Consider the following 11,720-nt stretch of genomic DNA (forward strand, 5'->3'; position numbering starts at 1 on the left):
TTTCCGAGTAGAAGGGAGCGTGACCGGGATGCCATTTGATTATGATCTCGATTTTAAGACGACTGATTTTCGTAAGGAACCGGAAAAATACCGGGTCGGGCGCGGAGAGCAAGGGGTGTTGCTCGTCGAACCATATAAAAGTGAGATTTTGCCGCATTGGCGTTTTAAGACGCCGGAAATCGCTCGAGAATCGTCCGACAAAATTTATGAGATGTATTTAGCTTATAAAGAGGACGGGGACTTCGTCGGTATGGACATGGCGCGGAAATTCATTCAGATGGGTCATACGCGCGCGCGACGCTACGCGAACTATAAGGGTGGACGCAAATATAAAAATAAAGAGACCAAAGAATTGCATACACGCGAGATCGATGAAGAAAAAGCAAAGTCGGCTGCCATCTTCCAGGAGAAGTGGGATTTAATTCGGGCGGATGAAGAGTATTTGGCGTTAAAACGGGAACATCAAAAACAATACGGTTAAACGAACGGTCATGTTTCTCTAATAGAGGAATGGAGTGGGAGCGGTGCGAACAAGATCAAAAATTATCGTCGGGATCGTCATTGTTTGCGTACTAGCTTTAGTTTGGTGGCTCGCGTCACCGCTTTTTTTGAATGAATCAGTCGATGAAGCACTGCCATCAGGTTCTGCGACAGTGGAACAAAAGGAGAAGGAGAGCACACCTGAAGCGTCACCACCTTCTACTGAAGAAACGGAAGCTGCATTATCAGGCCAATTCGTAGACGGTGAAAAAAACTATAAAACATCAGGGAACATCAAGACGCTAACGGTAGACGATACGTTATATCTACGTTTCGAAGATTTTCAGACGACGAATGGTCCGGATTTGTTTGTGTATTTGGTCGAGCCTGGTGAAAATACAGCAGACGGCATTCGTCTCGGCGCCTTAAAAGGAAATCAAGGAAATCAGAACTATAAGATTCCAAAAGACGTGGATTTGACGAAACATAGCCGTGTCGTCATTTGGTGTCGTGCCTTTGATGCTGATTTTGGAACAGGTGATTTAAAAGCAATGAACGAATGAAAAAACAATGCGCTACCGAATATAAAATCGGCAGCGCATTGTTTTTTGACGTTAAGACGTTTGTTCGACTTTTTTGATTAATCGAGATTGACGTTTTTGCCAAATAAATGATCCGATGAACGTTACGACGAGGAAAATCAGACCAAGTGCGAATGGATAGAGAATGTTGACGTCATACAGGACACCAGCAAGCGTTGGTCCAAGCACGTTCCCGATGCTCATATAGGCATTGTTCATCCCCATGGCAAAGCCTTGCTCATTACCAGCAAGCTTTGAAATCATCGTATTTAAGACAGGACGTAAAATCGATGTCGCAAGGAAGATGACGAGTGTGATCGCAAAGAATCCACCGTAGCTTGATGTGAAGAGCGATAACAAGAAGCCGAGTGCTGCGATGAAGAGGAACAGGTTCAGGACCTTTCCTTCTCCGAGACTACGTGACAGCTTATCGACGATGAAGATTTGAGCGATGACGCTGATGATACCAGTCGACGTTACCATGATCGCGATATCTTTCGGAGAAGCCCCGAATTGATCATCAACGAACAGACCGAGTACTGATTCGTACGCCATCAGACCAAAACTCATGACGAGTGTAATGACGAGCGGTACGAAGTACGGCTTTTTAAACGAAGTACCGAGTTTCTTGAGCATCGATCCTTCATCTGGTGCCATTGCCGTCGCATCATGTTTTTCGCTTTCTTGAAGTAACAAGACGCTGAATAAGACTGCGAGACCAGAGACGATCGCTGAGACGAGTAGCGGTAATTTCAAGTCGTATTCGGCAAGGAATCCACCGATACCAGGACCGATGACGATCCCGAGAGACATCGCGGCGGAGACGTAACTGTTTCCTTTTGCGCGTTGATCCATCGTCGTGATATCCGCGACGTAAGCAAAGATGGCTGGAATTAGAAGTGCAGCACCAGCACCACCGATTGCGCGCGAGATGTACAGCACTGTGACGGAGTTCGAGAAATAGAAGACGAACATCGACAGAGTTAAGCCGGCTAATCCGTAAATGATCATCTTACGACGACCGTATTGATCAGCCCATTTTCCAGCGATTGGCGACATGATGAGCTGAGCTCCGGCAAAGATGGCAATCATCAATCCGGCAGCCGTTCCGCCTTGTCCAATCGATGCTAAGTAAGCGGGCAGAATCGGAATGATGATCCCGAAGCTCCCGACGGCAATGAACATATTGATCATGAGGACCGTTAATTTTTTTCGTTGATCCGCGTGCAAGGGGACCCCTTCTTTCGACCCGCTTTCTGAAAGCGGTTATTTGTTTCACCTTCATTATCTTAGATTCAAGCTAAAGCCCTGTCAACGTAGACGAGTTAATGAATTCAAAAAGACTCCGTCCTTTGAGGATGGAGTCTTTTCATAGTTAGCGTTCTTTTTTCAATAACCAGTTCACGTTCGGTGACAGCAACGGTCGGAAGATCGTCACAACTGGGCGACTTGAAAGCAACCAGACGAATCCAGTAGCAAGCAAGAAGGACAGTCCAATCAATAGTAGAGGCGATTCCGTAATCGCTGGTGGAACGGAATCACGGAACAAACGGACGATGAACGAGTGAATCAAGTAAATCGCGAGCGTCTGAATGCCGATTTGATCGAAGCGTTCTCCGAACGACCGGTGTGGAACGATCAATAGGACCGAAAAGATCATGATTGTACTGACGGCATAGAGGAAGAGCTGGATCGCAACTCCCTTGAGTAACGAAACTTCAAATTCACCGTACGTATCCCGGTAGAACAACCAAACCGTATCAAAACCATTTTTTGTCCAGATGATCATGAAGACGGCAATCAGCAGTGAAATAATCAAGCCGGTCAACCGACCGATTGGTGCCGTCAGCTGCTTTCGCCAGCCGGTGTCAGTTAACCAGCCGCGCTCTTTGACGAGATAACCCATCAGGAAGAACGGATAAAAACTGACGACTTTTTGCAACGACAGGAAGTTCGTGATCGCATCTGGATTGGCATTGATCAATAAGGCAAATAAGATACTAATGATCAGCGGGAAACGCATCACCTGGAAAGCGGGCGTGACGGTCTGCCAAATGATGATCCCGAGGAGATACCACAGCGTCCAATTCGGAACGAGCGGATGGAGTAAGCCATCGAGCATCTCACGTAAGGAATCATCCTGCGTGTAAGACAAATAGATTTCGTGAATCGATTGCCAAATGAAATAGAGGGCAACGAATGCGAGAATGCGTTTAGGTCGAACTTGCTTGAAAAAATAGCCGCTCATGAAGATGAAGGCCGGCATATGCAACAAGTAAATGACGTTATACGCCATTCTGACGCTATCGTTTCCTGGTAAGTCTCGGAACGTCTCAATCAAGTGACCGAAGACGACCATAAAGATGAGCAAAACCTTATAGTTCCCAAGCCAATGATCGTATGACGGAGTGGTCACTGGTTTGATAGGAGTAGTCATTTTTTCTCACCTAGCAGAATTTGATCAACGAACCGGGCGCTCGATTTCCCGTCCTGATGTTCAAAGAAGTATTCGGCGAATGCTTTGACGTTATGCATTTCGAAATCTTTGTTTTTAATCCGTTCAATCAACTCTTCCGATGTCTTGACGATTGGACCCGGAACGAATTCCTCGAAGTCGTAATAGAAATCACGTTTTGAGATATAGTCCTCAAGATCATACGCGAAGAACAACATCGGTCGGTTTAGTAGAGAGAACTCGAAACACGTCGATGAGTAATCCGTGATTAAGATGTCTGAGACGAACAGCAACTCATTGATTTCACGATGATCCGTCAAATCGAGGAAAAAGTCAGCGTAGACTTCTGGAATCTCCATCCGGCGACGGATGAATGGGTGCAGTTTAAGGACAAAGACATACTCCTCGTGGAGTGCTTCGTATAAAGCATCGAGATCGAGTTGATCAAAATCATAATAGGCGCTTTTGGCACCATTTCCTCGGAACGTCGGCGCGAACATGATGACTTTCTTTTGTTTGAAGACCGGATATTCTTCGTAAATGCGTGACTTTGCTTCTTCAATGAATGCTTGATCGAAGAACATGTCCGTCCGTGGAATACCGGTCGCGACGACTTGATCTTCCCGTAAACCAAAACCTTCTGCATAATGACGGGCGACGTTATGAGAGCTAACGATCGCTTTCGTATAGTTCCGGTGACTGAGCGAGTTCGCGCTTGGGCCACCTGGTTTTCCGAGACGACTGTAACCGAACGTCTTAAATGCGCCAACAGCATGCCAGACTTGCACCAAATCACTGCCTTTACGAATATTCAACGGATAGATCATCGGATAGAAGTCATCGACAAGAATCGTTTTTGCTGTTGCTAAATGATATGGCAGCGCAAATTTGTCACGCCAATCGCGACGAGACTGGAGATTCGGTTTGAAGAACGTCTTCACATCGAGATCGAGCTGACGACGCTCGACTTCATTCAAGATATAAGCAAAATTCCCGCTAATATCGCTCCGGGAATCGGAAGCAAGGATGACTTTATTCTCTTGAATCGGTTGCGTCCATTTCGTAACGTTATAAATCGTTTTAAACGTAAAACGACGGAACTTGAACGCGCGCTTCTTCATATTCTTCTTCCACTTCTTATAGCGATCGATGACTTGGATGAGACGTTTCGTTTCGCCTTTTTTTAGGGAATGGAAACCTAAAGAGTTGCTGTATTCCGAATACTGCACGACAAGTTCGTACTCAAGTAAGATTAAGGCGTTACTATGTTTTGTATCGACGCGGTAAGCGACTGGGATAAGCGAACGTGTATCCCCAAAAGGCGCTTCATGTAAAATTGTCTTCCCTTGGACGATGGCGAAGAATGCATCAAAATACCCCATCGGCAATGGACGACCTGTCAGCGTAATCTGATTCAGATTTAATTCGCCTGTAAAGGACTCTTCCGTCCAGTCTCCTTCAAACGGGAAGCGGCAAATGAATGTCCGTTTATTTCGTTTATTACGGAAGATGATGGCACGCTCAAGCGGCACCAATGCTTCGGTAGGTTCGGACTGGATGTACTCATCGTCCGGCTCCTCTGATTCAGCTTGTTGTTGTAATGTAGGATTTTCAAATAACGTTTGTTCGGCGCGCAAAAAATCAGTCAACCCACTTAAGCGTGCTTCGAAACGAAAAGTCGTTCCAGCCAATTCCAAGTAGGTGACCTCAGCATGTAAAGTAGGGGTCAGTGTCTCTTCTATCAAAACCATCTCTCCTCGCTCGAATAATTACAATGCATTTACACAATCATGATAGATTTTTAAATTTTACGTGAACATAGTATAGTGAAACTAGAAATCACCACTCATTATATCGTGAGACATTAAAATTAATAGGGATTTCTTTATTTTTTTGTGTTTTTGTAAAATAACACTTCAAGACAGACTGCACCATTACACATACCCTGAACATGAGGGATAGAAAACCGAATTGCGATTATTTCATAAGGGAGGGAAGCAGGTCGTCTCGTTTGGAAGCATCTACGAGACACTGCGTCAGAAGATGATTTATGCAGCCATTTTAGCTGGAGGAAAAGGAACACGAATGGGGAATGTCGATCGCCCAAAACAATTCTTATCGATTGGAGAACGTCCGATCATCGTCCATACAGTAGAGAAATTCTTATTACATGAGGATTTTGACCGCATCATCATCGTCACACCGACTGCTTGGATTAACTATACGCGCGATATTTTGGAGAAATACATTGGAAAAGATGACCGTCTCGTCATCACACCAGGTGGGCAGGATCGTAATGAATCGATCATGGCAGCTGTGAACTGGATCGAAGAAAAAAATGGATTATCGGATGAAGATATCATCGTCACACATGATGCTGTCCGTCCGTTCCTGACGCACCGTATCATCAAGGAAAACATCGAAGCTGCACAAGAATTCGGGTCATGCGATACGGTCATTTCAGCGATTGATACGATCGTCGCTTCAACGAATGGTAAAACGATCACGGACATCCCGGTTCGCGATCAAATGTATCAAGGACAGACACCACAAAGTTTCCAAATCACGAAGTTAAAAGCGCATTATGAATCCCTTTCGACAGAAGATCGTGCTATCTTGACTGATGCTTGTAAGATTCTTTTACTTAAAGGAGAAGATGTGGCGCTCGTCACGGGTGAACTGTTCAATATTAAAGTGACGACACCATACGACCTACGGATTGCAAATGCTATCTTGAAGGAGCGGATTCATCAATGATTAATCAAGTCTATCAACTCGTTGCACCGCGTCAAATCGAGGTGACGTATGATGAACGGTCATTGAATACGGATCGTGTCGTCGTTCGTCCGACTTACTTGTCGATTTGTCACGCGGATCAGCGCTACTTCACAGGTAGTCGTAGTGCCGAAGTGTTGGCGAAGAAGTTACCGATGGCGATGATTCATGAAGGTATCGGAAAAGTCGTTCACGATCCTAGCGGAACATTTAAGAAAGGCACGCTCGTCGCGATGGTTCCGAACACACCGACGGAAGAAGATGACATCATCGGGGAAAACTATCTGCGTACGAGTCGCTTCCGTTCGAGTGGATATGATGGCTATATGCAAGATTACGTTTTCTTGAAAGCCGATCGACTCGTTGAGGTACCAGCTGATCTTGATCCTGAAGTCGCAGCGTTCACTGAACTTGTCAGTGTTGCTGTTCATGCCTTGACTCGTTTTGAGAAGATTGCCCATCCTCGTCGCGAGACGTTCGGAGTATGGGGGGATGGGAATCTTGGATTCATCACAGCACTCTTGTTACGTAAAGTGTATCCGGAAGCAAAGTTGCTCGTCTTCGGTAAAACGCAGTCGAAGCTTGACTACTTCTCCTTTGCAGACGAGACGTATCACATCGACCAAATTCCAGCCGATGTCTCATTCAATCATGGTTTCGAATGTGTTGGGGGAATCGGTAGTCAGTATGCAATCAATCAGATGATCGACTATATCATTCCGGAAGGCACGATGGCGTTACTCGGCGTATCGGAAGATGCCGTTGCAATCAACACACGGATGATTCTTGAAAAAGGACTTCGTGTATACGGATCAAGTCGGAGTACACCAGCTGATTTCGCACGGACGATGGAATTGTATCAAACACATCCTGACATTCCAGCTTATTTATCGAACCTTGTCTCAGGTGTATTCCAGATTCGTCAAATCGAAGATATTCATAAAGCGTTTGAAAATGATTTGACGAATCGGTTCGGAAAGACGGTCATGGAATGGTGCATGTAACGAGATGCATTGAAAAAGAGGAGAATCGTCTATGAAACAAAAAATTCGTTTATTGCAACGACGGACGGTCCATTATCTGCTTGCTGTGACATATTGGTTGACGAAACGGTTACCGATTCAACCGAAAAAAGTCGTCTTTGCGACCTATCGTTCGGATCGTCTTGTCGATAACTTTCGTGCCGTCTACGATGAACTCGAACGACGCAACTTAGGGTACCAATACGTTTTTTTGTTAAAGCGATTTCCTCAATCATTGGTGGGGCAAATTCAGTACGTCTTCCATATGATGCGGGCGACATATGAATTAGCAACGGCTCGTTACTTCATCATCGATGATTATTATTACCCTGTGTATGTCTCGCCGCTACGAAAAGGTACAGAGGTCATTCAGCTGTGGCATGCCTGTGGCGCCTTTAAAAAGTTCGGCTATAGTGTGCTCGATAAATCCTATTCGCCGGATGACGATTATTTGAAGATGGTCCAGATTCATCGCAATTACAATAAGGTCTATGTTTCCGGTGAAGCGTGTGTCGCACCATATGCGGAAGCTTTCGGAATGGCACCGGACCGAATTTATCCGTTAGGTGTTCCACGAACAGATCAGCTTTTGAATGTAGCGCGACAAGCTCGGGCACGTGAAAAGCTATATGCACGTTATCCTGACTGGCGAAGCAAACGCATCATCCTGCTGGCACCGACGTTCCGTGGAAATGGACAGACAACAGCTCATTACGATCAAGAACTCGATTTTGAGAAGTTTCGTCGTGAGCTCGGACCGGATACAGTCCTGTTGCTACGGATGCACCCGTTTGTTCTCAATCCACCAGTCGTACCGGACGCGTATGCGGATCAGATCATTAATATGACGGATTATCCGGATATCAATGATCTGATGCAGATTGCCGATATTCTCATCACGGATTATTCGTCTGTCATTTTTGAGTTTGCTTTGTTGCAGAAGCCGATGATTTTTCTCGTCAACGATTTGCAGTCGTATAAAGCAGAACGCGATTTCTATTTCCCATATGAAACTTTCGTGCCGGGACCAATCGTGTCGACGTTCGAAGATGTCATTGCGTGGATTAAACGCGGGCAATTCGATACACATAAAATTGAGACATTTGCGAATCAGTTCTTTACGTATCAGGACGGGGAAGCGACCAAACGAATCGTCGACCATATGTTATATGACACGATTCCAGAGGCACCTGTCTATACGAAAACACCAGTGTGAATACAGAAAAACGTTCCGATTGCGTCTCCGTTTGGGGAGAGAGACGTCATCGGAACGTTTTTATTTTTGAATTGGGGCTTGATTGGCGCGAGCAGGGGTAGCTCGCAGAATGCGCACCTCTTAAAAGTGCGTCAACTTGTCCTTTGCGGACGTTCTCGGTTTGACAGGTGGAACGATGGCAGGCCAGCCGATTTGAATGACGCCGAGAACGCGTTCGTTTTCAGAAGCGTCAACGAGTGAGGCATACTCTGGTGTGAACCAGTGTTTCCCGCTCTTCCAGCAACACCCAAGACCTCGTTCTGTTGCTACCAACTGCAGGTTTTGAATCATGGCAGCCGTTGCGAGTGTATCTTCTAGCTGTTGATCGGGTGTTCCTTGTACCTGACAAAGTACCGTTAAATAAACCGGAACTTCCCGTAGTTTTTGTTCAGCCTGTTGACGTTGTTCAGACGTTTTCGTCTCGAATTGACCACGCGCTGTCAGCAATTCCATCAAGGCATCGACATACCGTGTTTGTCCGTCTTCGATTGCGAGAACAAAGCGCCAAGGCTCTCTTAATTTATGATTCGGGGCATAAATCGCCGTGTCGAGTAATGCTTCTACCAATTCGACCGGAACGGGTTGTTCCGTATAGGACCGGATCGACCGGCGTGTTTCAATCACTTGTTGGGCATGCATCCGTTTCATCTCCTCACTGAGTACTTTTTCACTATAAATGATAACGATTATCATTGTCAACGTTATTTGTCAGAAAACAAAAAAGACGATTCCCGATAGGAAATCATCTTTCGTTGCATTCGGGTTAAGAGGCTTTTCGTTCCTCGTCTTGATCTTGAGCAACAGTCGTTAGTTTCTTTTTCATAAGACGAATCCGGTATAAGGCAAATAGATAATGGGCGAAATAGATCGTAAAACCAAGGAAAATCGTTAATGCTACATGAATTTGAACGCCAGGAACAGCATGAAGCTGAATGAAGAGCAAGACAGCCATTGCCATCGTATAAAGCACCATTTCCACCGATTGTGGCATGACGCGTTGACGTTTTAAGAAAAAGGAACGCATGAGTGGCAGGACGACGAGACTGACGAGACGATCAACCAGTCCGATGACGAGCACGCTGATCACCATCGCTAAACCATTTTCAAAAGTGATCAGTCGAGGAAAGACAAGATATGTGACGAGTAGTAGTGGTCCAACTAATAAAAAGATCGAAATCGAGGCACGAGCGAATACGAAGAGCCCGTTAACACTTGTTAAAAAGGCACGCACGATCTTTTGTGACCAAGGGGATGGTCGACCGACTTGCCAAGCAAAACAACAAGCAAAGATGAACGCATAAAATTGCAGAAAGGCAACCATAAAGCATCTCCTTTAGATATGAAACTCATTGTCCCTAGTGTATCGATTTTAAAGCTGAAGTGCAAAGAAGAACTTTTCGTAAAGTATAAGAAAAGACCAGTTGATGTGACATCAACTGGTCCGTCGTCCATTAATCTAGATTCGGTTCTTTTTTTCCATGCAAGAAGAAGGACAAAATTAATGCGAGCGCAGATAAGACGGTCGCAATCCAGAATGCATCGGTGATTCCTTGAATCGTCGCTTGTTTCGTCAGCATCGTAAACCAACTCGTTGAAGCGGCTTGTGAGCTACCCAGCTGTTGTCCAAGATCGTTTAAATGTTGCGAAAGCGTCGGGTCGAGCGTCGTGAACTGATTCGCATCGTCTGCCAAGCGAGCTGTCGTTTGACGGGTCATGACGGTAACGAGAATCGCAGTTCCGATGGACCCAGCGACTTGACGGAGCGTATTTTGCGTTGCATTTCCGTGTGGAATCATCTTCATTGGTAAGGCGTTCATACCGGCAGTCATGATTGGCATCATGATGAATGCCATTCCTAATGACCGAAGCATGTAGATTCCCATGATCGAGTAATACGATGTATCCATGTTCAATTGCGTCAATTCCCATGTCCCGTACGTCATCAACGTTAAACCGAAGATGGCGAGTGGGCGAATACCGAAGCGGTCAAATAAACGGCCGGCAATTGGACCGGTGATCCCCATGATTAATGATCCTGGCAAAAGGAGAAGACCGGAGTCAATCGGTGAAAATCCACGGATACTTTGAAGATAGATCGGTAAGAGCAACATGCCGCCGAACAAGGCCATCGTAACGATGACATTGATGAAGAGCGTGAAAGAAAATTCCGGTACCTTCAACACACGAATGTTCAGCATAGGATCCTCCATCGACAATTCACGCATCGCAAAAGCAGCAATTCCGATTAAACCGATGACGATCGTACTAATGACGATTGGACTATCCCAGCCATCATTCCCAGCTTCACTGAAACCGTAAAGAAGACTTCCGAATCCAATCGTACTAAATAAGACACCGAGTGCATCAAAAGACGGTTTCGAGAGTGGCTGTGTCAGACGGAACCAAGCAGCACCGAGCAATAATGTCACTAAACCAAAGAACGACATCGCATAAAACATGACATGCCAGTCATAGTTTTGGATGACATATCCTGTGATCGTTGGGCCAACAGCTGGAGCGAGAATCATCGCAATCCCGAGCATCCCCATGGCGGCACCACGCTTATGCGGTGGGAACAACGTCATGAAGACGTTCGATCCAAGCGGCATCAAGATACCAGCACCCGCTGCTTGAACGACACGCCCGATCATCATGACCGGGAAGTTCATCGCCATCGAACAGATGATTGATCCGAAGAAAAAGAGCGTCATCGAAGCAAGAAATAATTGGCGGAACGTGTAGCTTCGCATTAAAAAGGCACTGATTGGGATCAAAATTCCGTTGACGAGCATGAAGCCCGTCGTCAACCACTGAGCAGTAGACGTTGACACGTTGAAGTCATTGATCAGAACCGGCAACGCGACATTGATCAGCGTTTGGTTCAAAATAGCAATGAACATACCGATCAGTAGGACGGTCAATACTTTCGGAATACTGACGTTTTCCGTTGATACTTGTTTTGGAGGTGCTGCGACCGGAGGTGTCACGGTCATCGTTGATTCCGTCTCAAGTGATTCTTCAAGTGTCGGTCCGTCGGTAGCGAGTGCCATGTTAGATGGACGACTGCGACGGGCGATCCAGTTGACGCCGATGATGATCAGAATCGTGAACGCACTGTATCCGAATAAGAAGGTAGTAGACATGAACGTCAC

11 protein-coding genes are annotated in these 11,720 nt (G+C 45.8%); 5 read left to right on the forward strand and 6 right to left on the reverse strand.

Translation table 11 applies throughout. The features are described from left to right. Positions 1-28 precede the first annotated feature (28 nt). Entirely contained in the window at positions 29-481 is a 453-nt protein-coding gene (locus tag K6T22_RS01185) for a DUF4385 domain-containing protein (RefSeq protein WP_238238472.1), read from the forward strand. A 43-nt stretch (positions 482-524) separates the two neighbouring features. Further along, positions 525-1,043: a DM13 domain-containing protein gene (locus tag K6T22_RS01190; RefSeq protein ID WP_238238473.1), complete on the forward strand. Its 519-nt coding sequence runs from the start codon at positions 525-527 to the stop codon at positions 1,041-1,043. Positions 1,044-1,094: 51 nt separating this feature from the next. On the opposite strand, the gene K6T22_RS01195 is transcribed toward K6T22_RS01190, so the two are convergent. The 3 genes from K6T22_RS01195 to K6T22_RS01205 all read right to left on the reverse strand — a co-directional run bounded on the left by K6T22_RS01195 (position 1,095) and on the right by K6T22_RS01205 (position 5,261). Next, a complete protein-coding gene (locus K6T22_RS01195) occupies positions 1,095-2,291 on the reverse strand; it encodes an MFS transporter (RefSeq protein ID WP_238238474.1) in 1,197 nt (398 codons plus the stop codon). A 145-nt stretch (positions 2,292-2,436) separates the two neighbouring features. After that, a complete protein-coding gene (locus K6T22_RS01200) occupies positions 2,437-3,498 on the reverse strand; it encodes an acyltransferase family protein (RefSeq protein WP_238238475.1) in 1,062 nt (353 codons plus the stop codon). Further along, entirely contained in the window at positions 3,495-5,261 is a 1,767-nt protein-coding gene (locus tag K6T22_RS01205) for a CDP-glycerol glycerophosphotransferase family protein (RefSeq protein WP_238238476.1), read from the reverse strand. The genes K6T22_RS01200 and K6T22_RS01205 overlap by 4 nt, the downstream gene beginning before the upstream one ends. A gap of 298 nt (positions 5,262-5,559) precedes the next feature. On the opposite strand from K6T22_RS01205, the gene K6T22_RS01210 reads away from it, so the two are divergent. The 3 genes from K6T22_RS01210 to K6T22_RS01220 are packed head-to-tail and all read left to right on the forward strand — an operon-like array spanning position 5,560 to position 8,529. Next, positions 5,560-6,273 carry an IspD/TarI family cytidylyltransferase gene (locus K6T22_RS01210; RefSeq protein ID WP_238239997.1) on the forward strand — a complete coding sequence of 238 codons (714 nt, stop codon included), beginning with the start codon at positions 5,560-5,562 and terminating at the stop codon, positions 6,271-6,273. Further along, positions 6,270-7,295, forward strand: coding sequence for a ribitol-5-phosphate dehydrogenase (locus tag K6T22_RS01215; protein WP_238238477.1), 1,026 nt, complete (start codon positions 6,270-6,272; stop codon positions 7,293-7,295). Before K6T22_RS01210 ends, K6T22_RS01215 begins: the two co-directional genes overlap by 4 nt. A gap of 31 nt (positions 7,296-7,326) precedes the next feature. Further along, positions 7,327-8,529, forward strand: coding sequence for a CDP-glycerol glycerophosphotransferase family protein (locus tag K6T22_RS01220; RefSeq protein WP_238238479.1), 1,203 nt, complete (start codon positions 7,327-7,329; stop codon positions 8,527-8,529). Between the two features lie 120 nt (positions 8,530-8,649). Here the strand turns inward: K6T22_RS01220 and K6T22_RS01225 are convergent, their stop codons facing one another. The 3 genes from K6T22_RS01225 to K6T22_RS01235 all read right to left on the reverse strand — a co-directional run bounded on the left by K6T22_RS01225 (position 8,650) and on the right by K6T22_RS01235 (position 11,711). Continuing rightward, the gene (locus K6T22_RS01225; RefSeq protein ID WP_023466727.1) at positions 8,650-9,207 is read right to left on the reverse strand and encodes a nitroreductase family protein; all 558 of its coding nucleotides are present in this window, start codon (positions 9,205-9,207) and stop codon (positions 8,650-8,652) included. Positions 9,208-9,331: 124 nt separating this feature from the next. Then, positions 9,332-9,889 (reverse strand): hypothetical protein, encoded by a 558-nt coding sequence (locus tag K6T22_RS01230; RefSeq protein ID WP_238238481.1) that lies wholly within the window; start codon positions 9,887-9,889, stop codon positions 9,332-9,334. 130 nt (positions 9,890-10,019) lie between these two features. Further along, positions 10,020-11,711, reverse strand: a complete 1,692-nt coding sequence (locus tag K6T22_RS01235) for a DHA2 family efflux MFS transporter permease subunit (protein ID WP_238238483.1) — start codon at positions 11,709-11,711, stop codon at positions 10,020-10,022. Positions 11,712-11,720 lie beyond the last annotated feature (9 nt).

Origin of the sequence: Exiguobacterium acetylicum (assembly GCF_022170825.1) — a bacterium.
In the GTDB taxonomy this organism is placed as follows: Bacteria; Bacillota; Bacilli; order Exiguobacteriales; family Exiguobacteriaceae; genus Exiguobacterium_A; species Exiguobacterium_A acetylicum_B.